We start from the raw sequence: 26,342 nt of genomic DNA, 5'->3' as shown, positions 1-26,342 counted from the left end.
GGATAATTGGAGAAAGAAAATGGCAAGATATTTGGGTCCAAAACTCAAGCTAAGCCGTCGTGAAGGCACTGATTTATTTCTTAAATCAGGCGTGCGTGCTATCGATTCTAAATGTAAAATTGATACAGCACCTGGTCAACACGGTGCTCGCAAACCACGTTTATCTGACTATGGTAGTCAGTTACGTGAAAAACAAAAAGTTCGCCGTATCTACGGTATTTTAGAACGTCAATTCCGTAATTATTATAAAGAAGCGAACCGCTTAAAAGGTAATACTGGTGAGAATTTATTAGTATTATTAGAAGGTCGCTTGGATAACGTTGTTTATCGTATGGGATTTGCTGCCACTCGTGCAGAAGCTCGCCAATTAGTGAGTCACAAAGCGATTGTTGTAAATGGTCGTGTTGTAAATATCCCATCTTTCCAAGTTTCCGTTGATGATGTGATTGCTGTGCGTGAGAAATCTAAAAAGCAAGCTCGTATCAAAGCATCATTGGAATTAGCAGAGCAAAAAGAAAAACCAACTTGGTTAGAAGTTGATTCTGCTAAAATGGAAGGTGTGTTCAAACGTGTTCCTGAACGTTCTGATTTATCAGCAGACATTAATGAACATCTGATCGTTGAGCTTTACTCTAAATAATAGTTAAGCTTACAAGCAAAGAGAGGATAAAATGCAGGGTTCTGTTACAGAATTTTTAAAGCCACACTTAGTGGATATTGAGCAAATCAGCTCAACACACGCTAAAGTGATCTTAGAACCGTTAGAGCGTGGTTTTGGCCATACTCTAGGTAATGCATTGCGTCGTATTCTTTTATCTTCAATGCCAGGTTGTGCTGTCACTGAAGTAGAAATTGAAGGCGTATTGCATGAATACAGTAGTAAAGAGGGTGTTCAAGAAGATATTCTTGAAGTGCTTCTAAACTTAAAAGGCCTAGCGGTTAAAGTTCAGAATAAAGATGATGTATTTCTGACACTAAACAAATCTGGAATTGGCCCTGTTGTTGCAGCTGACATTACCCATGATGGTGATGTAGAAATCGTAAATCCTGATCATGTAATTTGTCATTTAACCGATGAAAATGCATCTGTTAATATGCGTATTCGTGTACAACGTGGTAGAGGTTATGTTCCTGCTTCTGCTCGTGTACATGCTCAGGATGAAGAACGTCCAATTGGTCGTCTGTTAGTAGATGCTTGTTATAGTCCTGTTGATCGTATTGCTTACAATGTAGAAGCAGCACGTGTTGAACAGCGTACCGACTTAGATAAGTTAGTTATTGAGTTAGAAACAAACGGCACTATTGATCCAGAAGAAGCAATTCGTCGTGCTGCAACAATTTTAGCGGAACAGCTTGATGCATTCGTTGATTTGCGAGATGTTCGTCAGCCAGAAGTCAAGGAAGAAAAACCGGAATTTGATCCGATTTTATTACGTCCAGTTGATGACTTAGAGTTGACAGTTCGTTCTGCTAACTGTTTGAAAGCAGAAACAATTCATTATATCGGTGATTTAGTCCAACGTACTGAAGTTGAGTTATTAAAAACACCTAATCTTGGTAAGAAATCTCTTACTGAAATTAAGGATGTACTCGCTTCTCGTGGTCTATCACTTGGTATGCGCCTTGAAAATTGGCCACCAGCAAGTATTGCTGAAGATTAATGGTTAATTAGGTTAAGATTTTTCTGAGAAGGATAAGGTCATGCGCCATCGTAAGAGTGGTCGTCAATTAAACCGTAATAGTAGTCATCGCCAAGCGATGTTCCGTAATATGGCAAGTTCTTTAATTGGTCACGAGATCATTAAGACAACTGTGCCAAAAGCGAAAGAATTACGTCGTGTAGTTGAGCCGTTAATTACATTAGCAAAAATAGACAGCGTAGCAAATCGCCGTTTAGCTTTTGCTCGTACACGCAGCATTGAAACTGTTGCAAAATTATTTAATGAATTAGGTCCACGTTTTGCTCAGCGTGCAGGTGGTTACACTCGTATCTTAAAATGTGGTTTCCGTGCAGGCGATAACGCACCAATGGCATACATTGAGTTAGTTGATCGTCCCGAAGTGGCAGCTGAAGCTGTTGCGGAATAATTTGTAATGATAAATTAAAAGCTCACTAAGAAGTGAGCTTTTTTATTTGTTTACTATATACACCTTCTGGTACCATTATTGCCACTGTTGTTTAATAAATGGGATAATCTCTACCAAACAATCCTGAATAGAAATCACTGTCAGATTTTTTTCTACTTCTTTTCTAAACGGCGGACAAAAGGCAATATGACGGTCGGCTTGATTAATTGGTCGCCAACGGCGTGGAATAGCGGATAAACGGCTCGGGTAAAATCCCACTGTTGGAATATTCAATGCACCGCAAATATGTAAGGGACCTGTCGATCCCGCAATAAATAAATTCGCACAAGCTAAAGAATAAGTAAAATCCTGCAGACCATTATTTTTATCGTAAATAACGATATTTTTGTTGTTCACTATTTCTGCTAATTGATGGGCTTTTTCGCTTTCGTTTGGACCAGCAGTTAGCACAATATGACAATCAAATTCTGCCAAAATGCCATTAATTAACTCTGCATATTGATTTAACGATAAACTATTTGCCGATCCCCCTGTGCCACTATGTACAAACAACCATTTTTTATTTGGCACAAGGTTTAATTGTTGGCTTAATAAAATTCGTTGATTTTGTACCGCAGTTTTATCCAAATTTAAATAAGGTGGTTGTGGTTCAATAGCGGTAATTTGATGATCTTGCAAAAATTGATAAACTAAATCCATATTATATTGAAATTCTGCTTTTTCTGAACGGGAGCGACGTTGGGTTAAGCGATGGTTATATAAATATTGAAATAATTTCGTGGCTGGAGCAAGGCGATATTTAATGCCCGATTGCCAAGTTAATTTGGCGTTATACCAATTGGACACAAAGCTAATGACAGCATCAAATCTTTTCTGCTTGATTTGGCTCAAAGTGCGGTGAAATTCTGACGAATTTTTTTTATTCTTGTCAGCAATAATAATTTCATCAATATAGGGGCAGAGTTCCGCTAATGGAGCTGTGTAATTAGGTACTAACGCTGTAATTTTGATCTGAGGAGCCGATTGTTTAAGCAAAGCTAAAGCTGGGAAAATCAGTATAAAATCACCGATTTTATCGTTGCGGATAACGAGAAGATTTTGCATAAGGTTTTCCTAAAAGATTGTTTAAGTTATTATAACCCTAAATAAAGCGGCAAGCCACAGCGTGATATTGGGATTTACCCTGCACTGACGTACAAAGTTAAGCAAGTAACGATGCTTCGCATCTTAACAACATAGATTAGCCACAGCGTGGCGTTACCATGCTTAGCCCTGTACGTCAGTGCAGGATTGATTGGGTTCCATGTTGTTACTATTGTTTTTCCCCTTGCTTTTTTAATAAAAAAATGTATAATTCTCAGGCTTTTTGTCTATATATACAGAGAAAAAAGTAAGCATTCCTACTCCTTCGATGTAGGTTTTCTTTTATTATTAAATAATTAGAGGAAGGTTATGGTAACCATTCGTTTATCTCGTGGCGGAGCTAAAAAACGCCCATTCTATCAAATCGTTGTCGCTGACAGCCGTTCACCACGTGACGGTCGTTTCATTGAGCGTGTAGGTTTTTTCAATCCATTAGCAACGGGTAAGGCTGAACGTTTACGTTTAGATTTAGATCGTGTTAATGCGTGGTTAGAAAAAGGTGCAAGCCTGTCTGATCGTGTTTCTTCTTTGGTGAAAGAAGCACAAAAAGCAGCATAATTAAACGATTTGAGTATAGGTGATTAATATGGAACAGCAACGTATTGAAGTAGTGGGCAAATTAGGCTCGACTTACGGTATTCGTGGTTGGTTACGTATTTATTCATCTACCGAATCCGCTGAAAATATCTTTGCTTATCAACCTTGGTTTTTGAAAATCAAAGGACAGTGGCAAGCTACAGAATTAGAAAGTTGGAAACATCATAATCACGAGCTGATAGTTAAATTAAAAAATGTCAATGATCGTGAAGTGGCTCAAACCCTTGCTAACGTGGAAATTGGTGTCGATTTGTCAGTTTTTCCAACATTGGAAGACGGCGATTATTATTGGCACGATTTGATCGGTTGCCAAGTGATCAATTTACAAGGCTATGCAATGGGGATAGTGTCCGAAATGATGGAAACAGGTTCTAATGATGTCTTAGTGGTTAAAGCCACTCACAAAGATGCGTTCGGCAAACAAGAACGGTTGATTCCGTTTTTATATGAACAAGTAGTTAAAAGAGTCGATCTCACCACAAAGACGATTGAAGTGGATTGGGACGCTGGTTTCTAATCTCAGGTACGCTGTGGCGCTTTTAAGTCGTAATATTCGGGGAAATTTATGTTTATAGGGATCGTCACCCTGTTTCCCGAAATGTTTAAAGCAATTACAGAATTTGGGGTAACAGGTAGAGCAGTTAAACAGCATTTGCTGAATGTGCAATGTGTGAATCCAAGAGATTTTACTTTTGATAAGCACAAAACTGTGGACGACCGCCCTTATGGCGGTGGACCAGGCATGCTAATGATGGTGCAACCTTTACGGGACGCTATTCACCAAGCTAAAGCAAAAGCAAATATGTATAACACAAGCGGTAAAAAGACTGATGACAACAAAGTTAAAGTCATTTATCTTTCACCGCAAGGACGTAAACTCGATCAAGCTGGGGTAAAAGAACTAGCACAAAATGAACAACTCATTTTGGTGTGTGGACGTTACGAAGGCATTGATGAACGATTGATTCAAACGGAAATTGATGAAGAATGGTCAATCGGCGATTATGTTCTCACTGGTGGGGAATTACCTGCAATGACGTTGATTGACGCTGTTGCACGATTTATCCCTGGGGTACTAGGCAAACAAGCTTCTGCAGATGAAGATTCATTTGCTACAGGATTGTTGGATTGCCCACATTATACCCGACCAGATGTGTTAGACGAACTCACTGTGCCACCTGTGCTGATATCAGGCAATCACGAAGAAATTCGCAAATGGCGATTAAAACAATCCCTTGAGCGAACGTGGTTACGCCGCCCTGAGCTACTGGAAAAACTAGCTCTGACTGACGAACAAAAGAAACTGCTGAAACAAATTAAATCTGAACAAGAGGCAATCTGAAACAGCTTAATCAGTTAATTCTAGTATTAAAAAAGGTCTAAAAAATGAGCAACATCATTAAACAACTTGAAGATGAACAATTAAAACAAAACCTCCCGAGCTTTCGTCCTGGTGACACATTAGAAGTGAAAGTATGGGTTGTTGAAGGTTCTAAAAAACGTTTGCAAGCATTCGAAGGCGTGGTTATTGCAATTCGTAACCGTGGCTTGCACAGTGCATTTACTTTACGTAAAATTTCAAACGGTACTGGCGTTGAGCGTGTTTTCCAAACTCACTCACCTGCGATTGACAGCATTACTGTGAAACGTAAAGGTGCGGTACGTAAAGCGAAACTTTACTACTTACGTGAGCGTTCAGGTAAATCTGCACGTATCAAAGAACGTTTGGGTGCGTAATTTTAAGATTTTAGTTCAATTCAAAGGCTTGGGGATTCCCAAGCCTTTTTGCTTTTATTTCCAACATTTATATTTATTCTGTTAAAAATTTAGGCAAATAGCATCTAAATCTTTTAACTAGATCACATTTTCGATATTTATTTCTGGAATTCCGTAATCTTCGGAATATTATACGCACGAATTAATTTTTAATAACTATATAAGGACGTTAAGGAGTTTGTATGTCTGCAAATCAATATTCGATGAAATGGACTAAATTTAATATTGCTTGGATGATTAATTTATTTGGTACCGCTGTCGGAGCAGGAGTATTATTTTTACCAATTAATGCTGGTCGGGCTGGTTTTTGGCCATTAGTGAGTATGGCGGTCTTAGTCGGTCCGATGACTTATTTGGCACATCGTGGTTTATCTCGTTTTGTTTTATCTTCTTCTAAACCAGGGAGCGACATTACCGAAGTGGTAGAAGAACACTTTGGTAAAACCGCAGGTAAATTAATTACTTTATTATATTTCTTTGCGATTTTTCCAATTTTACTAATCTATGGTAATGGGATTACTAATACGGTTGATTCTTTTATTGTACATCAATTAGGCATGGCTTCGCCGAACCGTGCATTACTTTCTTTCGTGTTAATCGCTGTGCTAATTTCCATCATGCTGATGAATGAACGAGTAATGTTAAAACTTACTGAATGGTTAGTTTATCCGTTGGTATTGATTCTTTTCGCGTTATCTATTTATTTGATTCCTGAATGGAATGGAGCAATGTTACAAGAAATGCCTACTATGAGCGGTTTTATTACTACACTTTGGATTACTATCCCCGTGCTGGTCTTCTCATTCAATCATTCACCTGCAATTTCGGCATTTTCTCAATCACAACAACGTGCATATCAAGATCCAATTTTGGCAGAACAATATGCAAGTCAAACCTTAAAAGGCACATCTACCATGTTGTTGATTTTCGTGATGTTCTTTGTGTTTAGTTGTGTTCTCACTTTGACCCCAGAAGAATTAATTTTGGCGAAAGAGCAAAATATCAGTATTTTATCTTTCTTAGCCAATAAATTTGATAATCCGTATATTTCTTATTTTGGTCCATTAGTTGCTTTCTTTGCAATTACCAGTTCATTCTTTGGTCACTATTTAGGTGCTCGTGAAGGTTTGGAAGGACTTTATATTAAAATGACGGATAACAAACAAATTAATCGTAAAAAACTGAATTATGCTACAGCGATATTCTTCCTATTAACACTTTGGGGCGTTGCTGTGATTAATCCAAGTATTTTAGGCTTAATTGAATCCTTAGGCGGTCCGATTATTGCTATGATTTTATTTATTATGCCAATGTATGCGATTCGTAAAGTGCCAGCAATGCAACGCTATCAAGGTAAATTCAGTAATGTGTTTGTGACAGTAATGGGGTTAATTGCAATTTCTGCGGTTGTCTATGGACTATTTTAAAGATTAGGCTAAAATGCCAATCCTTAAATTCCCCTTTTCGTAAATTGAAAAAGGGAATTTCTCTTATAAGAAGAATGATATGATTAGCGTATTTGATATGTTTAAAGTGGGTATTGGTCCGTCTAGCTCACACACCGTTGGACCAATGAAAGCGGGTAAGCAATTTATTGATGATTTAATTTTCCAGAATTTCTTTGAACAAGTGAACAAAATTCATGTGGATGTTTATGGTTCATTGTCAATGACTGGGCGTGGTCATAATACTGACACTGCCATTATTATGGGGTTAGCGGGTTATTTGCCTGATGATGTGGATATTGAGTTAATTCCTAGATTTATTGCTGAATTAAAGAAAACAGCAGTGTTACCGATTGCTCAAGGTAAGAAAATAGTAGAATTTAATTTTGATGAAAATATGCTTTTTCATCAGACATTTTTATCTTTGCACGAAAATGGCATGAAAATCACCGCACTTGATGCTCAAAATTCTGTTATCTATCAGAAAATCTACTATTCTATCGGCGGTGGATTTATTGTGGATGAAGAACATTTTGGTCAAGAACAAAAACAAAAATTTGATATACCTTTTCCGTACCAAAATTCAGTAGATATTCTGAAACATTGTAAGGAAAATGGGTTAGCATTTTCCACGGTAATGATGGAAAATGAAATTGCTCTGAATGGTAAAGAAGCGACCGAAAAACATTTATTCCGAGTGTGGAATACTATGCAAGCCTGTATTGAACGTGGTTTACATACCGAGGGGATTTTACCTGGACCATTAAGAGTGCCAAGACGTGCGGCAACTTTATATCGTATGTTGCAAGCTAATACTAACTTGTCAAATGATCCTATGCGAGTTATTGATTGGGTGAATATGTATGCTTTAGCTGTTAATGAAGAAAATGCCGCTGGCGGTCGGGTAGTCACTGCACCAACCAACGGAGCTTGTGGGATTATTCCTGCGGTATTATCCTATTATGAGAAATTCATTTCACCGATTAGCCAAGAAATTATCGAACGTTACTTACTGGCTTGTGGTATGATCGGCTCATTATATAAAATGAATGCTTCAATTTCTGGAGCTGAAGTAGGTTGTCAAGGTGAAGTTGGTGTAGCTTGCTCTATGGCAGCAGCTGGTTTAACGGAGATTTTAGGCGGTAGCCCAGAACAGGTTTGTATTGCAGCTGAAATTGCTATGGAACATAATCTAGGTTTAACCTGCGATCCTGTGGGGGGTCAAGTACAAGTACCTTGTATTGAACGTAATGCGATTGCTTCGGTGAAAGCGATTAATGCTAGTCGTATGGCACTACGCCGCACAACCAATCCTCGAGTAACCTTGGATAAAGTGATTGAAACTATGTATGAGACAGGTAAAGATATGAATTCTAAATACCGAGAAACATCACAAGGTGGTTTGGCGATAAAAGTCATTTGTGATTAATTCAGCATGGGTAAAAAGAGAAGATACTCATCTTCTCTTTTTTGTTTTAAAATAACCGCACTTTTATATTAAGAGATAAGGAAAATACATGGTTCCGGAACGTTTTTATTTAAAAATGGAAGAACATTTTTTATATGTTCCCTATTACGATCACCACCGTCGAGTACGTGTGTTACTGCCTAAAGGCTATCATAAAGATCACTGGCAACATTACCCTGTGGTTTATATGCACGATGGGCAAAATATTTTTTATAGCAAAGAATCTTATTCGGGCTATTCATGGAAAATTATTCCGACTATTAAACGCCATAAGGAATTTCCAAAACTCATTATTGTGGGTATTGATAATGCAGGAACCGCCAGATTAGATGAATATTCACCTTGGCAAGCCAGTGTTGGGCATACCGCACAAGATCGTAATACTGGAGGAAAAGGTGGTGAATATGGCGACTGGGTAGTAAACACGGTTAAGCCTTTCATAGATCACCATTATCGCACTAAACCAGAGCGTGAGCATACGCTATTGGCGGGTAGTTCAATGGGCGGTATTATCACGGCTTATATGGGGTCTGCTTATCCTCATATTTTTGGACATTTAGGCGTGTTCTCTTTAGCATCTTGGTTTTGCGAAGGTGATTTCCTCCACTTTACCCATCAACATCCCATTGACCGAGCCAGCCGAGTTTTCATTCAAGTCGGAACAAATGAAGGTGATGATGTAGATGCACGATATATTTCGAATATGAATCAGGCTTATATTGATTGTACTTTACGTTACTATCAAGGGTTAATTAGAACAGGACATTCGGTAGATAATATTCGTTTACGTATTATGGCAAATGAAATCCACCATGAGAAACACTGGGCAAACCATTTTGTGGAGTTTTTACAGTTCTCATTAATTGAATAGTGCGGTGAAAAAAAGAAAAGATTTAGTTTTGACACTAGGTTACGCATAGTAATGATTACTATGCGTTGTATAAAATGTAGTTACTCATAACCCTGTGATTACAGGGTTAAATTGAGTTCAATTAAATAATTCCTTGTTCTTCTAACTTACCTAAGAAGAATGGCATTTGTACTCGCCACCAAGGCCAGTCATGATCCACATCACTGCCCCAAAAATCGAACCAAGCACTAATACTTTTGTTATCAAAAACCTGTTGTAAGCGAGCAGTGTCTGCAATATGCTGTTCTTCCCAAGCACCTTGACCAACTGCCACTATATAATGATTTCTACGATAACGTTCTAAGAACCATTCATCTTGTTGATTTGCCATATAATCAATTGGTGAATTGAAATATACGGCTTGATCACTACCAAAATCACCAGTAAAAAAACGTGCATCATACACACCACTTAATGCAATAGCTGTATCAAATAAATCAGGATGACGTAATGCAAAGTTAATCGCATGGAATGCTCCCATGCTACAGCCAGTGGCAATCATAGGACCACCCCATTGTGATTCGTGACGAATGAGTGGCACTAATTCATGTATAATATAACGATCATAAGCATTATGAGCTAATGCCATATCATGCCCACTTTTCCATGTGGCTAACCACGACTCGTTATCATAGGAATCTGGTGTGTAGAATTTAATTAAGCCTCGTTCAATAAAAGAGCGACAAGCATCAATCATACCAAAGTTACCATATTCGTTCTGATTACCACCAGATGACGGAAACACGACCACTGGTTTACCCGTGTGACCATACACGTTAAAGGACATCTCCCGCCCTAATTCACCGCTCCACTGACTTCTTCTCTCAAAATGCATTTTATTTTATTCCTTGTTATTGTTTTTTCTGGGCAAATTGTACGATCTCACGCATTTTCTCAATGCTATCTGCACGAGCTAAAATACCGTGTTCACCCATGATTTTAGCGAACACACCTGGTACTGTTTGGACACTAATAATATTGTCAGCAAATTTTTCACACACTTGTTCAATGGAATGAGCATAGTTTTGGTTGGCTTTACGAGAAATATACACCACATTCCAAGGGTGAGTAATTTCGGTGTAAAATTTATTTTCTGTTACGATATTCGCATATTCTTTGAATACATCAAAATCATTCGCATAATTCCACATATCAATAGTCAAACCACCTGGTGGACGGCAGTTAATTTCTAGTGGTAAAAATTCGCCTGTTTTCTTCACACGGAAAAATTCAAAGTGGAAGAAACGCTCACGTACACCGAAAGCATCTACGCATTGTTTGCCTAATTTGATTAATTCAGGCGAAATATCACGAGGAACATAATAGAACATATCACCATCTTTTTCGACAGTGTCTAAGACAGCTTCAGAATATTCAAGGCTAGAATAGAATACGATATTACCATCATGATCAGTTAAGCCATCAAAGGTTACAATATCCCCATCAATGAATTCTTCCATAATGTATTCAACTTGCGGATTTTTGTAAGTAAAAAAGGCTTCTAATTCATCCGCACTTTTGATTTTGTAAGTATCACTAGCCCCGACACCAGAATTTGGTTTAATAATAACGGGGAATTTCAGTTTGTTAGCTAATTTACGAGCCTCATCGTCATTTTGGAAGACTTGTCCTTTAGCTACTTTTAAACCTGTTTGGCGAAAAACTTCTTTCATTTGTGCTTTGGTTTTAATGGCTAACATATCTTCATTTTTATAACCAAAAACATTGAAATCAGTACGCAATTTTGCATCTAATTCAAGCCAGTATTCATTATGTGATTCTACACGATCAATACGACCGTATTTATGGGCAAAATATCCCACGGCACGATAAACTTGATCATAGTCTTCCATATTATCAACACGATAATATTCGGTTAAAGAGTTACGCAAGTTTTCACTTAACTGTTCGTAAGGGGTGTCTGCGATTCCCAATGTGTTAATCCCTTTTTCTTTCATTCGCACCGCAAAGGTCTCGAAATTAGTGGGAAAATGAGGGGAGATCATTACAAAATTGAGTGGTTTTGACATAGTTTTATTTCCATAGTAAATGAAAGTTGTAGCTAGACTAGATTTTAAGCGAGTTTTGCTTATTTTACTACTGAATTTATATGGCTAAATTGTAATCAATATTGAGTGATATACTGTAATATCACTTATTTTTGGTGTTTTAAATTAGTTTGTGTTAATTATGTGAAATTTTAAACTGATAAAATTGGTGATGACCAGAATAATAATTTTGGAGTCAATTCCTATGTTAATAAAAGTGCGGTTAAAATAATGTTATTTTTATAGATTTATTCATTAATTTGTAATTTCAAACGAATTTTACGTAATAGTAAAAATACCCAAGGCCAAAGCAGACCACTGATTAATGCACCAAAGATTTCCTGCCATTGAAACGTGGCATTGTGAATGAGGCGTTCAACAAAGAAAATACTTAAGCGAATACAATAAACTAATAGAATCATTAGTAAACTTTGCTGTAACAGAGAGAGATTTCTTAATAAAGCATGATTCTTAGCTACTACATACATAAATACTGAAAGCACTAGAGCATGTACACCCATCATAGAACCAAGCACAATATCCCAAATTACACCAAGGACAAAAGCGGAGCCAATACTGACTTTTTCTGGAATAGACAATGACCAGTAAGTCAAGACTAACACTAACCAAGCGGGCTTAAAGCTCTGAAAACCTGCGGGCCAAGGTGCAATTTCTAATACCAATGCCACCACAAAAATACAAAGTAAACTAACGACTTGAATAATAAAACGAACATTCATCAGTCTTCCTCCCTGTGTTCTTTTAACTCAGGATCTGGCTGAGTATCATTTGAGTTCATTTCTACGGGTAAATTTTCAGTGCCATTATCATCTACAGAGTGCGGTGTATTTTGCTCGGATTCTTCGGTAGCTTTTTCTTTTTTCTGTGGCACATTTTTTAACCTTTGTTGTACGCTGTTACGCACTTCTTCTGGAGATAGTGCTTGAGCCTTGTGCATATCTTCTACACTCGACCAGACTAGCAAAACATAACGTAGTCGTTCTAGTGAAGCTAATGGTTTAGCTGTAATTGTAGCAAAATAATTAGAACCATCTCGGGATACTTTTTCCACCACTGCCACTGGATACCCTTCAGGAAAACGACCACCTAAACCAGAAGTGACTAACAAATCTCCCTTAACAATATCAACCGAACGTGGCACGTTATCTAAAGAAAGCTCATCGGCTCGACCTGTTCCACTTGCAATGGTACGTACATCATTACGCAACACTTGAACTGGAATCGAATGGGTAACATCGGTTAGCAATAGCACTCGGGAACTATCTTCACCAGAGGAAATAATTTGTCCTACTACACCACGTTCATCAATTACAGGTTGTCCTACATAAGCACCAGTACCTTTGCCTTGGTTAATCACCACTTGTTGACGATAAGTATCGCTTTCTGCGGTTAATACTTCAGCAATTTTTTTATATTCATCTGTACGTAAAGGGGAATTGAGTAATAAACGCAAACGTTGATTTTCAACTTTTAATTGATCCAGCAATAATAAATCGGCATTTTTTTCGCGAAGTTGTTCTTTCAGAACACGGTTCTCAATTTGCAGTTTATTGGTGTCAATAAGATTATCAGAAAAGCTATCTAAAACAGTATGTGGGGTATTGGCTAAATAATATAAACCACCGACAAAAGTTTCCATCACACTACGAGCTTTAATCATCGCATTGCTTTTCCCATCAAAGATAATCAGAGCAATAGATGCCATGACCGCAAAAAATAAACGCAGTCCGAGCGGGGGAGCTTTTCCGAAAATAGGTTTCATTGCCAATCCAAAATCATGTAAAAAAGTGCGGTGTAAAATTAAACTATTTTTTCACCGCACTTTTTTCATTGGGTTTAGTTAAATATCATCACTAAAGATATCACCACCGTGCATATCAATCATGTGTAAGGCTTCACCACCACCAAGAGCCACACAGGTTAATGGATTATCTGCCACAACTACACGTACGCCAGTTTCTTTACTGACTAAATGAGCAATATTACGTAATAATGCTCCGCCACCAGTTAATACGATACCGTATTCATAAATATCAGAGGCGTGTTCAGGTTTACATTCTTCTAAGGCAGAACGAATCGCATCAATAATGCCTTTAAGCGGTTGGCTAATGGCTTCTAATACATCACGAGAGGTTAACGTAAATGGACGTGGAACACCTTCTGACAGATTTAAACCATGAACTTCTAATTCAAGTACATCCGCATCTGATTCAATATAAGCAACACCAATTTCGTGTTTAATGCGTTCAGCGGTTACTTCACCAATGATTGAACCAAAGGTTTTACGCACATAAGAAATAATGGCTTCATCAAATTTATCGCCACCAATACGCACTGAAGAAGAATAAGCTAAACCATTTAAGGCGATAACCGCAATTTCTGTTGTACCACCACCGATATCAATCACCATTGAACCCGTTGGAGTAGATACAGGCAGACCTGCCCCGATTGCTGCTGCCATCGGTTCTTCAATTAAATAGACTTCTCTTGCACCTGCACCAATCGCAGATTCTTTAATAGCACGGCGTTCAACTTGGGTTGCCCCTGCTGGTACACAAATTAATACACGTGGGCTTGGGCGTAAGAAATTACCGCTATGTACTTGTTTAATAAAGTATTGCAACATTTTTTCGGTTACAAAGAAATCCGCAATTACGCCGTCTTTCATTGGGCGAATGGCTTCAATATTATTCGAAGTACGACCGAGCATCATTTTGGCATCTTTACCGACTGCCGCAATACTACGTTGTCCAGCACGCCCTTGACGAATTGCCACTACAGATGGTTCATCAAGTACAATACCTTGATCTTTCACATAAATTAGAGTATTTGCTGTACCTAAATCAATAGATAAATCATTGGAGAATAAACCCCGAATTTTTTTAAATAACATAAGAATTCCGTTAATAAATGTTTGTTGAATAATATATACAAAAATTATGCGTAATGTACCAAAAAATCGGCGGTAATTACAGCGAATTTTTTATTTAAATCCAAATCAAATTACTTTTTCTGTAAAATATCCTTTAAAAATCTCGCTGTATGTGATTTCTTATCTTTTGCCACTTGTTCAGGTGTTCCTGAGGCAATAATCTCACCTCCGCCATTACCACCTTCTGGTCCGAGATCCACAATCCAATCGGCGGTTTTGATAACATCTAAATTATGCTCAATCACTACAATAGTGTTCCCCTGATCTCGCAAACGGTGCAATACTTCAAGTAATTGTTTAATATCCGCAAAATGCAAGCCAGTGGTCGGTTCATCTAGGATATACAAGGTTTTACCTGTATCTCGTTTTGAGAGTTCGGTAGCTAATTTTACCCGTTGAGCTTCTCCCCCTGAAAGGGTGGTAGAAGATTGCCCTAAGCGAATATATGATAAACCCACATCCATTAAGGTTTGCAATTTGCGTGCAATCACAGGAATGGCATCGAAAAATTCACGAGCTTCTTCCACAGTCATATCCAAGACCTGATGAATGGTTTTGCCTTTGTAACGAATTTCTAGGGTTTCACGGTTGTAGCGTTTACCTTTACAATGGTCGCAAGGTACATAAACATCAGGCAAAAAGTGCATTTCTACTTTTAACACACCATCCCCTTGACAGGCTTCACAGCGTCCACCACGCACATTAAAGCTGAAACGCCCAACATTATAGCCTCTTGCTCGAGATTCAGGTACGCCTGCGAATAGCTCACGAATCGGTGTAAATAATCCTGTGTAAGTGGCTGGATTAGAACGTGGCGTACGTCCAATAGGGCTTTGATCAATATCGATCACTTTATCGAAATGTTGCAAGCCCTCAATGGATTGGTAGGGAGCAAAGTTAATATTATCGGCACGGTTTAACGCATTTTGAGCCAGTGGAAACAACGTGTCATTGATTAAAGTTGATTTCCCTGAACCAGAAACGCCAGTAATACAAGTAAATAAACCTACAGGAATTTCCAAATTCACCGCTTTAAGGTTATTTCCAGTAGCTCCGTTCAAGCGTAAAATTTTAGTGGGATCAAGTGCGGTGCGTTTTGGCGGAATTTTTATTTCTTCTGCACCCGATAAATATTTACCAGTAATGGAATTTGGATTCGCCATAATTTCTTTTATGCTGCCTTGTGCAATCACTTTTCCACCGTGTACCCCTGCCCCTGGTCCAATATCAATAATATGATCGGCAGCTCGAATGGCATCTTCATCATGTTCCACCACAATTACCGTATTACCTAAATTACGTAGATGAATCAATGTATTAAGCAGACGTTCATTATCTCGTTGATGTAACCCTATGGACGGTTCATCTAACACATACATCACTCCCACTAACCCTGCTCCAATTTGGCTTGCTAACCGAATACGTTGAGCTTCACCGCCAGACAGGGTTTCTGCGGAACGTGAAAGAGAAAGATAATTTAATCCCACATTGACCAAAAAAGACAGACGTTCTTTAATTTCTTTTAGAATTTTCTCCGCAATTTTGGCTTTCTGTCCAACCAATGCCATTTTCTCAAAGAATTGTAAGGCTTCTCCAATACTCATTTCCGCCACATCTGGCAAGTTGGTTTGTCCAATATAAACATGGCGAGCCTCAGGACGTAAACGAGAACCGCTACAATCTATGCAAGGACGTGTGCTGATATGTTTAGCTAATTCTTCACGTACTGATATGGATTCCGTTTCTTTATAACGGCGAGCCATATTATTTAAAATCCCCTCAAAAGCATGACGGCGAACGACACTGTCGCCCCGATCATTTAAATAGGTAAACTCAATTTCTTCCTTACCAGAGCCGTGTAAGACAATCTCACGAATTTTTTTCGGTAATTTCTCAAAAGGTTCTTCCACATTAAAATGATAATGTTTTGCTAAAGAAGTCAGCATTTGATAATAATAAAAGTTACGACGATCCCAACCTTTAATCGCTCCACCCGCTAAAGAAATTGATGGATTCTGTACCACACGTTTTTCATCAAAAAATTGTTGTACACCTAAACCATCACAAGTCGGACAGGCTCCCGCTGGATTATTAAAAGAAAATAACCGCGGTTCTAATTCAGGCACAGAATAACCACAATGAGAACATGCAAAATTAGCAGAGAAAACCAGTTCTTCGGCTTTTTCATTTTCCATATTAGCAACCACAGCAGTGCCACCCGATAATTCTAGGGCAGTTTCAAAAGACTCTGCTAATCTGGTGGCTAAATCTGACCGCACTTTGAAACGATCTACCACTACCTCAATGGTATGTTTTTTCTGTAATTCTAATGTAGGTGGATCGGATAGATCACAAATTTCACCATCAATTCTGGCACGAATATAGCCTTGTGCAGCGATTTGGTCGAGTAATTTAACATGTTCCCCTTTACGATTTTTTACCACGGGGGCGAGCAACATCATTTTGCTTTCTTCTGGTAAACTCAATACCTTATCTACCATTTGTGAAATAGTTTGAGCGACTAAAGGCTCGTTATGAGTCGGGCAGCGTGGTTCACCTACACGGGCAAACAATAAACGTAAATAATCATGAATCTCTGTCACTGTTCCTACCGTAGAACGGGGATTATGTGAAGTTGATTTTTGTTCAATCGAAATGGCGGGTGAAAGTCCCTCAATGCTGTCCACATCGGGCTTTTCCATTAAAGAAAGAAATTGACGGGCATAAGCTGATAGGCTTTCTACATAACGGCGTTGTCCCTCGGCATAGAGTGTATCAAAGGCAAGCGATGATTTACCTGAGCCAGATAAGCCAGTAATAACAATAAGTTTATCTCGTGGAATGGTTAAATTGATGTTTTTTAAATTGTGGGTTCTTGCCCCACGAATATCTATGCTATCCATTGTCTGATCCATGTCAGTGTTGAAAAAAGTAAAATTTTGGAAAGCATATCACATATTTTAATCTCTGTTAAAATAACCAGTAAAAAATATGGATTTTTTTTTTATTTTCAGGCAAAATATTCTCAAAATTAACCATTAATCGAGGAAATTATGGCAGGAGTTAATAAAGTCATTATTGTAGGTCGTTTAGGTAACGATCCAGAAGTGCGTACCATGCCGAACGGTGAAGCCGTAGCAAATATTAGTGTCGCGACCAGTGAAAGTTGGACAGATAAAAATACGGGTGAACGCCGTGAACAAACCGAATGGCATCGTATTGTATTTTATCGCCGTCAAGCAGAAGTCGTTGGTGAATATTTACGTAAAGGCTCACAGGTTTATGTGGAAGGACGCTTACGTACTAGAAAATGGCAAGATCAAAATGGGCAAGATCGCTATACCACAGAAATCCAAGGGGATGTCATGCAGATGTTGGATAGCCGTAATGCTAATCAAAATGGATATAATCAAGATAATAGCAATTTTGCAGGTAATAGTAATTTTGGTGGTCAACAACAATCAAGTGGTTACTCGCGTCAAGCACCACAAACTCAAAAAGCGAAACCAGTGAATGAACCACCAATGGATAATTTTGATGATGATATTCCATTTTAAGGAATAACAAAAAAATAAAGAAACGCTGGTTTACTCTAGCGTTTCTTTTTTATTTAACTTAACATAATAATATGAATAAATTAGCAAACTTACTTAAATCTGATCAAGTCATAGCTTATCCTACTGAGGCAGTATTTGGTTTAGGGTGTAATCCGTTAAGTCAAAGTGCGGTGGAAAAATTATTAATTTTGAAACAACGTCCAGTAGAAAAGGGGCTGATATTGGTGGCTCCAGATTTAGATTTTCTGTTGCCGTTTATTGATACAAAAAATTTTACCCAACAGCATTGGAATAGATTGCAAGGTCAATATGATCGCCCAACCACTTGGCTAGTACCAGTTGATATGGCTGTACCAAAATTTTTGACTGGGAAATTTAATAGTATTGCAGTTCGCTTATGCCATCATCCAGCGGTAGAACAATTATGTCATGCTACGGGTTTTGCTTTAACCTCAACCAGTGCTAATCTGACGGGATTACCACCTTGTAAAACAGTAGCAGAAGTGCGGTCACAATTTGGTGCAGATTTCCCTGTATTAGAGATGCCCGTTGGTGATGCAAAAAATCCGTCAGAAATTAGAGATTTATTTACTAATCAGTTAGTTAGGCAAGGATAAAATGGATAAATATGCAGTATGGGGTAATCCTATTGCCCAAAGCAAATCCCCCCAGATTCATCAAATTTTTGCTCAACAGACAGGGCAAGATTTACAATATGTTGCTATGTTGGGTGATGAAGTCAAATTTGAACAACAACTATTAGACTTTTTTGCCCAAGGGGCGAAAGGTTGTAATATCACCTCTCCTTTTAAGCAAAGGGCTTATCAGTTAGCACAAGTTTATAGTGAAAGGGCATTAACTGCAGGTGCTTGTAATACGTTGAAGATGTTAGATAATGGAGATCTTTATGCTGACAACACAGATGGGGCAGGTTTAGTCAGCGATTTACAACGTTTAACTTGGTTGAAACCTAATCAATCAATCTTAATTTTAGGTGCTGGTGGAGCAACGCAAGGTGTGTTATTACCATTATTGCAAGCTAAACAAAATATTATCATTGCCAACCGTACGGTTTCGAAAGCACAGCAATTAGCCGATAAATTTCGCCAATATGGCAACATAAGTGCGGTGCAATTAGATGAAATTTCTGTACGGCACTTTGAGTTAATTATTAATGCGACATCCTTAGGCTTAAAAGGGCAAACAGTACCCATTAATCCAGAAATTTTACGATTAGCTGACGCAGTTTATGATATGCAATATGCAAAACAAAGTGATACGCCTTTTATTGCTTGGGCAAAATCCCTTGGTGTGCAAAATATAAGTGATGGTTTTGGCATGTTGGTGGGGCAAGCTGCTCATTCTTTTTCCTTATGGCGTGGAATGATGCCTGATGTAACTTCATTAATAGAACAAGGGATACTTTAATGGAAAATATTCAAACTTTATTTTTAGCCGTAGTCACTTCATCACATTTTATTATTTTAATGAAATTGTGTGTGGCGATGTGTCTAGGCGGTATTATCGGCTTGGAACGAGAATTGAAACGCAAGCCTGTCGGGGTGAAAACCTGTGTCATCATCTCAATAACCACTTGTATTTTAACGATTGTTTCAATTCAATCGGCTGAATATTATGCTGAAGTTTCCCAAAATATTCGAACCGATCCAATGCGGTTGGCGGCACAAGTCATTAGTGGAATTGGTTTTTTAGGTGCTGGTGTTATTTTACGTAAAAGCAATGATGCGATTTCAGGGTTAACCACCGCAGCCATTGTTTGGGCGGCAGCGGGAATTGGTATTGCAGCTGGTGCAGGATTCTTTTTTGATGCTATTCTGGCAACACTGATGATTTTTATCGCTATTCGTTTAAGTCCTATTGTACAGCATTATATACAACGTCATCGTCCAGCGGATATTAAAGCGACATTAACGGTTCATCTTAATGATATGGCAGGTATCAATAAAATCAACGCATTATTTGCACAACATCATTGTGATATTGAAGACATGAATATTAAGGATTTATATCACGGTGAAATTAAATTGGTTATGTGTGCGGATTTAGAGAATAAAGATATTCTACATCATCTCTATGGCGAAATTAAATTGATTCCAGAAGTATTAGGGGTGGATTTAGAGAGTAAATAAAACTAAAAAGACTACATTCTGTCAAGATTAGAATGTAGTCTTTGGATTATTAGACTAATTTTTGCAATATAGAGAAATTATTTCTGTTCATTAAACGCTTCTAAGGCACGCAAAGAGTAAGTATAAGCTGCACCAGCATTTAAAGCGATTGACATGGCTAATGCTGCAGATACCTCTTCTTCTGTCGCACCTGCTTTTACTGCTTCTGCAGCATGAACAGAGATGCAGCTTTCGCAACGGGTGGTTACAGCAACGGCTAAAGCAATTAACTCTCTTGTCTTAGCATCTAATACATTACCCTCAGCCGCCGCCACACTTAATGCTCCATAAGCCTGTAACATTTTAGGGTGCTTTTTACCTAATTCACCAAATGATTTTTTTACATGTGATGTATGTTCTTTCCAGTCTGTAAACATAATAAATTTCCTTATTTTCTAATGATTAACGCATAGTAACAAATTCTTCTGAACCTGTCGGATGAATGGCAACGGTGTTATCAAAATCGGCTTTGGTTGCACCCATTTTAATTGCCACCGCAAAACCTTGAATCATTTCATCTACCCCAAAACCAATACCGTGTAAGCCTACTACTTTTTCTTCTTGACCAACACAAACCAATTTCATGCGGCAAGGTTGACGGTGTTGAGTAACTGCGGTGTACATTGCGGTGAAAGATGATTTATATACTTTGACATTTTCTTCGCCATATTGCTCAATAGCTTGTGGCTCGGTTAAACCGATAGTGCCGATGGGGGGGTGACTAAATACAACAGTTGGCACAAGGTTATAATCCAAATGCTCGTTTGGTTTATGATTAAATAAACGCTCGGACAAACGGCGACCAGCTGCTACTGCCACAGGGGTTAATTCAATACCCCCTTCAATAATATCGCCTACTGCATAGATGTTCGGTATATTGGTATTTTGGAATTTATCCACTTTGATAAATCCATATTTATTAGTTGCTACACCAGTAGCTTGTAAATTAATCACATCGGTTGCTGGTTCACGACCAATCGCCCATACAATACTTTCTACCGTGGTTTCACGACCATCTTTGAGTTTCAAAGTTAATGTGCCGTCTGCATTTTTGACCACTTCTTCAGGAATAGCTTGAGTATGTAACTGAATACCGTCTTGAGCTAATACTTCTAACAACGTTTCTACAATTAATGGATCTTGTGTACGTAATGGGGCGTGTTGACGTACAAATAAATGGCTTTTGACACCAAAGCTATTCAACACACCAGCCAGTTCTACCGCAATATAACCCGCCCCTACAATCGCAACGGATTTTGGTAATTCTGTTAACGCAAATACACCGTCAGAAGTGATGCCATATTCTGCCCCTTTCACCTTAGGAATACTTGGGCGACCACCAGTAGCGATTAAAATGTGATCGGCGGTAACTTGTTCACTTGAACCATCTGCATAGCTCACTTCAATGGTTTTGGCATCAACAAATTTAGCAAAGCCATTTAACACATCTACATTATTTTTACCTAACACATTGCCGTACGAGGTATGAATACGACCGATATAGGCTTGACGGCTTTCAACTAATTTTGAAAAATCGAATTTATTGACGTTCACATCAAAGCCATAATCAGGGGCATAATGATGAATCGCTTCGGCAATTTGAGCACCATAGAACATCACTTTTTTCGGTACACAACCGACATTGACGCAAGTGCCACCCAAGTGTTTTGCTTCTATAATCGCACATTTCTTACCATAACTTGCCGCACGGTTAATCGAGGCAATACCGCCACTACCGCCACCAATTGCAACATAATCATAATGTTTTGTCATAACTGCTTTCCTTTATATCTTTTAAGGGGAATAATCTTGTTATTCTGTATAAAAATATAGCGATCGGCAAACTGATTGCATAAATTATTATAATCGGTTTAACCGATGAATAAATATAAATCTGGTGTTAAACTTTTAGCCATTCTGCCACTAGTTTATCGGTAATTTCTTCGTGCGACCACATACTGGTGATTTCTGGCAGTGGGTATTTGCTGTGGTTGTAACCTACTAATCTTGTATAATCAAAGCTGGCATGGGGATAGCCATTTACTAACAAAAAGGCTTGATTGCCATTTTCTGACCAACAAATTTGAAATTGGCGAGCTTCGTGCCGTCCCTCAATGCTATCCACACCATATACATATAAACTATCTACGATAGGCTGTTGTTGGTTATTTAAATCCATAGCATAAAAATAACCCGTTTCGCCATCATCTTCAAACATTACCACCAAATGATCATGCACGGTGGAGTGGGCGCCAAAATGTTTTTTCTGACCGATAAGGTGTTTATCTTCTAAAACTAAATGTAACATTTTTCTTCCTTAATCAAATTGTGTAACCCAATGTGGGCTATGGTATGCCTGAAAACATAATTGCATTTGTGCTTTGGTATTTTTTTCATTATTAACATTGAGATGTTCAAGCTCTTCTAAAGAGAAGTAGTCAGAATTAATGGTTTCACTGTTGGCTTGAAATTCTCCCCCTAACAAATGGCACATTACAAAGGTTTTTAATACACGGTGAGCAAAAGGTGGGTAGTTGCGTTTATGTTGTTCGTGAATAGCAATAATAAAATGGGGTTTAACGTCTAACCCTGCTTCTTCTTTCACTTCTTTAATTGTGTTTCGGTAAATGGTTTGTTGCACATCTATCCAACCACCTGGCAAATTCCAAAGCTGATCAGTTTCTTGTACTAACAGTATTTTATTATCTTTAAAAATTGCCGCCCGTGTATCTATTTTTGGTGTTTGATAGCCTTCTTCTTGGCAGAATAATTTTTTGATTTTATCGATAGGGATTGAGGTCTTATAGCTTAACATCTCGGCTGAAATTTCACGTAAGCGTTGATAACGTTCAATATCAAAAATACCTTTAGAATAGGTTAAACCATTTTGAGCAATACTTTGAATTTCAACTGCCCAAGAGAGCCATGGTTCAGTTAATAAAACTTGATCTTTCATATTAATAATTTACTAAAAAAAGACCGCACTTTTTCTCTTTCAAGAGCTAAAGTGCGGTACAAAATTTACGATTTTTAATCTAATTCAACTCAGATTAAGCTTGACCTTTCACCGCTTTTAAGCCTAAGAACGGTGCTTTGTCGCCTAATGCTTCTTCAATACGAATTAATTGGTTGTATTTCGCAATACGGTCTGAGCGGCTCATTGAACCTGTTTTGATTTGACCTGCTGCGGTACCAACTGCTAAATCTGCAATCGTTGCATCTTCAGTTTCGCCTGAACGGTGAGAGATAACTGCGGTATAACCTGCATCTTTCGCCATTTTAATCGCAGCCAACGTTTCAGTTAAAGAACCGATTTGGTTGAATTTGATTAAGATTGAGTTTGCGATACCTTTTTCGATACCTTCTTTCAAGATTTTGGTGTTAGTTACGAATAAGTCATCACCCACTAATTGAACACGGTCGCCCAATACTTTAGTTTGGTAGGCAAAACCTTCCCAGTCTGATTCATCTTGACCATCTTCAATAGACACGATTGGGTATTCTTTGGTTAAACCTTCAAGGTAGTGCGTGAACTCTTGAGAAGTGAATGATTTGCCTTCACCTTTCATTTCATACATACCGTTTTCTTTGTTGTAGAATTCAGATGATGCACAGTCCATCGCCAATGTGACATCTTTACCTAATACATAACCTGCTTTTTCTACCGCTTCTTTGATACAAGCAAGTGCTGCTGCGTTAGATTCTAGGTTAGGTGCGAAACCGCCCTCATCACCAACTGCAGTGCTTAAACCTTTAGATTTTAATACTTTAGCAAGGTTATGGAATACTTCGGCACCGATACGTAATGCTTCACGTAAGGTTTTTGCACCAACTGGTTGAATCATAAATTCTTGAATATCCACGTTGTTGTCAGCGTGTTCACCACCATTGATGATGTTCATCATTGGTAATGGCATAGAATATTGACCTGGTGTGCCGTTAAGTTCTGCAATGTGAGCGTAAAGTGGTAAACCTTTCGCTGCTGCGGCAGCTTTGGCGTTGGCTAAAGATACTGCTAAAATAGCGTTTGCACCGAATTTTGATTTGTTTTCTGTGCCGTCTAAGTCGATCATAATTTGGTCGATTTCAGCTTGGTTTAACGCATCTTTACCGACTACAGCTTTTGCGATTTCGTTATTTACTGCACTAACTGCCTTTAATACACCTTTACCTAAGAAACGTGATTTATCACCGTCACGTAGTTCTAATGCTTCACGAGAACCTGTTGATGCACCAGATGGAGCTGCTGCTAAACCAACAAAACCGCCCTCTAAATGAACTTCAGCTTCTACAGTTGGGTTACCGCGTGAGTCAATGATTTCACGACCGATTACTTTAACGATTTTTGCCATTTTTGTTTTCCTTCTATTAAGTTAATCTAAAATTCTTATTTAAAGTTATTCCAATATGGTATAGATCTTTATGGCTTTTGTCTTGCAAAAAATCACAATATTTTGATCTAATCGAACTTTACCTATTTATTTTGTTGATTTTCTTTTGCTGCTTTAACAAAACCAGCGAATAATGGGTGTCCATCTCTTGGTGAAGAAGTAAATTCTGGGTGGAATTGACAAGCTACGAACCAAGGGTGATTTGGCACTTCAATAATTTCTACTAATTTTTTATCCGCACTTAAACCTGTTACTTTTAAGCCAGCTTTTTCAATTTGTGGTAGCAGAGTGTTATTCACTTCATAACGGTGACGATGACGTTCTTCAATAGTGTCTTTGCCATATAATTCACGTGCTTTTGAACCCTGAATAAGATGACATTGTTGTGCGCCTAAACGCATTGTCCCGCCTAAATCTGATTGATCGCTACGAGTTTCTACATGACCTGTCGCATCTTGCCATTCGGTAATTAATCCTACTACAGGTTGCGGGCATTCTTTATTAAATTCCGATGAATTGGCTTGAGTTAAACCAGCCACATTACGAGCGTATTCAATTAATGCGACTTGCATACCTAAGCAAATGCCTAAGTAAGGAATATTGTTTTCACGTGCGTATTGAGCGGTTAAGATTTTGCCCTCCACACCACGATAGCCAAAGCCACCAGGTACAAGAATTCCGTCTAAACCTTTTAAGATTTCAACCCCTTTGGTTTCTACATCTTGTGAGTCGATATATTTGATATTGACCTGTAAACGATTGGTTAAGCCAGCGTGTTTTAAGGCTTCATTGACAGATTTGTAGGCATCGGGTAATTCTACATATTTGCCTACCATACCGATAGTGACTTCGCCTGTTGGGTTGGCTTGACGATATAACACTTGCTCCCATTCGGAAAGATCCGCTGGTTTGCAATCTAAATGGAAACGCTTGCACACAAAATCATCTAGCCCTTGTGATTGTAATAAAGCAGGGATTTGATAGATGGATTCCACATCTTTTAATGAGATGACCGCTTTTTCTGGCACATTACAGAATAATGCGATTTTGGCACGTTCATTATTCGGGATCATGCGATCTGAACGGCAAATCAACACATCAGGCTGAATCCCGATAGACAATAATTCTTTGACCGAATGTTGGGTCGGTTTGGTTTTGACTTCGCCTGCGGTAGGAATATAAGGCACAAGGGTTAAGTGCATGAAAATGGTACGTTCACGTCCTACTTGCACCGCAAGCTGACGTAAAGATTCTAAAAACGGTAAGGATTCAATATCGCCTACGGTACCGCCAACTTCAATAATCGCCACATCGTGACCAGCCGCACCGTCAATTACTCGGGCTTTGATTTCGTTGGTAATATGCGGAATAACCTGAATAGTTGCCCCCAAATAATCACCGCGGCGTTCTTTGCGTAATACTTCGGAATAAATTTTACCTGTGGTGAAATTGTTGCGTTTGGTCATTTTGGTGCGAATAAAACGTTCGTAGTGACCTAAATCTAAATCGGTTTCCGCTCCGTCTTGGGTTACGAACACTTCGCCGTGTTGGGTTGGCGACATGGTACCAGGGTCAACGTTAATATAGGGGTCGAGTTTCATAATAGTGACATTTAAGCCACGAGCTTCTAAAAGAGCGGCTAAGGACGCTGCAGCAATACCTTTACCTAACGATGAAACCACACCGCCTGTTACAAAAATATAATTGGTTGTCATAAGTGAAATCTTGTTTTGATAGTGAAAAATAAATGAGATACGTTGTATCAGGACGGGAAAAC

At 38.4% G+C, this 26,342-nt stretch carries 27 protein-coding genes; 14 read left to right on the top strand and 13 right to left on the bottom strand.

The features are described from left to right. Positions 1–19: 19 nt before the first annotated feature. Genes rpsD through rplQ form a run of 3 tightly spaced genes read left to right on the top strand, consistent with a single transcriptional unit; the run spans position 20 to position 2,088 of the window. Positions 20–640 carry a 30S ribosomal protein S4 gene (gene rpsD / locus O1Q80_RS00260; protein ID WP_386687884.1) on the top strand — a complete coding sequence of 207 codons (621 nt, stop codon included), beginning with the start codon at positions 20–22 and terminating at the stop codon, positions 638–640. 31 nt (positions 641–671) lie between these two features. Continuing rightward, positions 672–1,661: a DNA-directed RNA polymerase subunit alpha gene (locus O1Q80_RS00255; protein ID WP_386687882.1), complete on the top strand. Its 990-nt coding sequence runs from the start codon at positions 672–674 to the stop codon at positions 1,659–1,661. A 40-nt stretch (positions 1,662–1,701) separates the two neighbouring features. Continuing rightward, positions 1,702–2,088, top strand: coding sequence for a 50S ribosomal protein L17 (gene rplQ / locus O1Q80_RS00250; protein WP_386687880.1), 387 nt, complete (start codon positions 1,702–1,704; stop codon positions 2,086–2,088). A 75-nt stretch (positions 2,089–2,163) separates the two neighbouring features. On the opposite strand, the gene O1Q80_RS00245 is transcribed toward rplQ, so the two are convergent. Further along, positions 2,164–3,192 carry a glycosyltransferase family 9 protein gene (locus tag O1Q80_RS00245; RefSeq protein WP_386694999.1) on the bottom strand — a complete coding sequence of 343 codons (1,029 nt, stop codon included), beginning with the start codon at positions 3,190–3,192 and terminating at the stop codon, positions 2,164–2,166. A 348-nt stretch (positions 3,193–3,540) separates the two neighbouring features. Here O1Q80_RS00245 and rpsP point away from each other — a divergent pair, with 348 nt between their 5' ends. From rpsP to O1Q80_RS00210, 7 genes are all read left to right on the top strand, one after another. After that, entirely contained in the window at positions 3,541–3,789 is a 249-nt protein-coding gene (gene rpsP, locus O1Q80_RS00240) for a 30S ribosomal protein S16 (protein ID WP_386687876.1), read from the top strand. Between the two features lie 28 nt (positions 3,790–3,817). Next, positions 3,818–4,345, top strand: coding sequence for a ribosome maturation factor RimM (gene rimM / locus O1Q80_RS00235; protein ID WP_386694997.1), 528 nt, complete (start codon positions 3,818–3,820; stop codon positions 4,343–4,345). 48 nt (positions 4,346–4,393) lie between these two features. Then, positions 4,394–5,170, top strand: a complete 777-nt coding sequence (gene trmD, locus O1Q80_RS00230; RefSeq protein ID WP_386694995.1) for a tRNA (guanosine(37)-N1)-methyltransferase TrmD — start codon at positions 4,394–4,396, stop codon at positions 5,168–5,170. A 44-nt stretch (positions 5,171–5,214) separates the two neighbouring features. Beyond that, on the top strand, positions 5,215–5,565 hold the full coding sequence (gene rplS / locus O1Q80_RS00225) for a 50S ribosomal protein L19 (RefSeq protein ID WP_386687870.1): 351 nt from the start codon (positions 5,215–5,217) through the stop codon (positions 5,563–5,565). A 221-nt stretch (positions 5,566–5,786) separates the two neighbouring features. Further along, on the top strand, positions 5,787–7,031 hold the full coding sequence (locus O1Q80_RS00220) for an HAAAP family serine/threonine permease (RefSeq protein ID WP_386694993.1): 1,245 nt from the start codon (positions 5,787–5,789) through the stop codon (positions 7,029–7,031). Between the two features lie 79 nt (positions 7,032–7,110). Beyond that, positions 7,111–8,478 (top strand): L-serine ammonia-lyase, encoded by a 1,368-nt coding sequence (locus tag O1Q80_RS00215; RefSeq protein WP_386694991.1) that lies wholly within the window; start codon positions 7,111–7,113, stop codon positions 8,476–8,478. 88 nt (positions 8,479–8,566) lie between these two features. After that, the gene (locus O1Q80_RS00210) at positions 8,567–9,388 is read left to right on the top strand and encodes an alpha/beta hydrolase (protein ID WP_386694989.1); all 822 of its coding nucleotides are present in this window, start codon (positions 8,567–8,569) and stop codon (positions 9,386–9,388) included. Between the two features lie 121 nt (positions 9,389–9,509). Here O1Q80_RS00210 and O1Q80_RS00205 read toward each other — a convergent pair whose 3' ends face one another. The 6 genes from O1Q80_RS00205 to uvrA form a co-directional block, all read right to left on the bottom strand. Further along, positions 9,510–10,262 carry an esterase family protein gene (locus O1Q80_RS00205; protein WP_386687863.1) on the bottom strand — a complete coding sequence of 251 codons (753 nt, stop codon included), beginning with the start codon at positions 10,260–10,262 and terminating at the stop codon, positions 9,510–9,512. 16 nt (positions 10,263–10,278) lie between these two features. Next, on the bottom strand, positions 10,279–11,457 hold the full coding sequence (locus tag O1Q80_RS00200; RefSeq protein WP_386687861.1) for an acetyl-CoA carboxylase biotin carboxylase subunit family protein: 1,179 nt from the start codon (positions 11,455–11,457) through the stop codon (positions 10,279–10,281). 266 nt (positions 11,458–11,723) lie between these two features. Beyond that, positions 11,724–12,215, bottom strand: coding sequence for a rod shape-determining protein MreD (gene mreD, locus O1Q80_RS00195; RefSeq protein ID WP_386687859.1), 492 nt, complete (start codon positions 12,213–12,215; stop codon positions 11,724–11,726). Further along, on the bottom strand, positions 12,215–13,258 hold the full coding sequence (gene mreC, locus O1Q80_RS00190; protein WP_386687857.1) for a rod shape-determining protein MreC: 1,044 nt from the start codon (positions 13,256–13,258) through the stop codon (positions 12,215–12,217). The genes mreD and mreC overlap by 1 nt, the downstream gene beginning before the upstream one ends. 78 nt (positions 13,259–13,336) lie before the next feature. Next, entirely contained in the window at positions 13,337–14,389 is a 1,053-nt protein-coding gene (locus O1Q80_RS00185) for a rod shape-determining protein (protein WP_386694987.1), read from the bottom strand. Between the two features lie 110 nt (positions 14,390–14,499). Continuing rightward, positions 14,500–17,331, bottom strand: a complete 2,832-nt coding sequence (gene uvrA / locus O1Q80_RS00180) for an excinuclease ABC subunit UvrA (RefSeq protein ID WP_386694985.1) — start codon at positions 17,329–17,331, stop codon at positions 14,500–14,502. A gap of 150 nt (positions 17,332–17,481) precedes the next feature. On the opposite strand from uvrA, the gene O1Q80_RS00175 reads away from it, so the two are divergent. From O1Q80_RS00175 to O1Q80_RS00160, 4 genes are all read left to right on the top strand, one after another. Continuing rightward, positions 17,482–17,985: a single-stranded DNA-binding protein gene (locus tag O1Q80_RS00175; RefSeq protein ID WP_386694983.1), complete on the top strand. Its 504-nt coding sequence runs from the start codon at positions 17,482–17,484 to the stop codon at positions 17,983–17,985. 71 nt (positions 17,986–18,056) lie between these two features. Next, entirely contained in the window at positions 18,057–18,602 is a 546-nt protein-coding gene (locus tag O1Q80_RS00170; RefSeq protein WP_386687849.1) for a Sua5/YciO/YrdC/YwlC family protein, read from the top strand. Between the two features lies 1 nt (position 18,603). Beyond that, complete coding sequence (gene aroE / locus O1Q80_RS00165; protein ID WP_386694981.1) at positions 18,604–19,413, top strand: shikimate dehydrogenase; 810 nt, start codon at positions 18,604–18,606, stop codon at positions 19,411–19,413. After that, positions 19,413–20,135, top strand: a complete 723-nt coding sequence (locus tag O1Q80_RS00160; protein ID WP_386687844.1) for an MgtC/SapB family protein — start codon at positions 19,413–19,415, stop codon at positions 20,133–20,135. Before aroE ends, O1Q80_RS00160 begins: the two co-directional genes overlap by 1 nt. Positions 20,136–20,212: 77 nt before the next feature. Here the strand turns inward: O1Q80_RS00160 and O1Q80_RS00155 are convergent, their stop codons facing one another. The 6 genes from O1Q80_RS00155 to pyrG form a co-directional block, all read right to left on the bottom strand. Continuing rightward, the gene (locus tag O1Q80_RS00155) at positions 20,213–20,551 is read right to left on the bottom strand and encodes a carboxymuconolactone decarboxylase family protein (RefSeq protein WP_386694979.1); all 339 of its coding nucleotides are present in this window, start codon (positions 20,549–20,551) and stop codon (positions 20,213–20,215) included. Between the two features lie 25 nt (positions 20,552–20,576). Continuing rightward, the gene (gorA, locus tag O1Q80_RS00150) at positions 20,577–21,947 is read right to left on the bottom strand and encodes a glutathione-disulfide reductase (RefSeq protein WP_386694977.1); all 1,371 of its coding nucleotides are present in this window, start codon (positions 21,945–21,947) and stop codon (positions 20,577–20,579) included. A gap of 127 nt (positions 21,948–22,074) precedes the next feature. Next, complete coding sequence (locus O1Q80_RS00145; protein WP_386687838.1) at positions 22,075–22,482, bottom strand: DUF2251 domain-containing protein; 408 nt, start codon at positions 22,480–22,482, stop codon at positions 22,075–22,077. 9 nt (positions 22,483–22,491) lie between these two features. Then, positions 22,492–23,130, bottom strand: coding sequence for an NUDIX hydrolase N-terminal domain-containing protein (locus O1Q80_RS00140; protein ID WP_386694975.1), 639 nt, complete (start codon positions 23,128–23,130; stop codon positions 22,492–22,494). 94 nt (positions 23,131–23,224) lie between these two features. Further along, positions 23,225–24,526: a phosphopyruvate hydratase gene (eno, locus tag O1Q80_RS00135; protein ID WP_386694973.1), complete on the bottom strand. Its 1,302-nt coding sequence runs from the start codon at positions 24,524–24,526 to the stop codon at positions 23,225–23,227. Positions 24,527–24,648: 122 nt separating this feature from the next. Further along, positions 24,649–26,280 carry a glutamine hydrolyzing CTP synthase gene (pyrG, locus tag O1Q80_RS00130; RefSeq protein ID WP_386694972.1) on the bottom strand — a complete coding sequence of 544 codons (1,632 nt, stop codon included), beginning with the start codon at positions 26,278–26,280 and terminating at the stop codon, positions 24,649–24,651. Positions 26,281–26,342: the final 62 nt, after the last annotated feature.

The sequence above is a fragment of the Lonepinella sp. MS14435 genome, from assembly GCF_042485795.1.
Lineage (GTDB): Bacteria > Pseudomonadota > Gammaproteobacteria > Enterobacterales > Pasteurellaceae > Lonepinella.
This window is presented reverse-complemented; position numbering and strand designations above follow the sequence as displayed.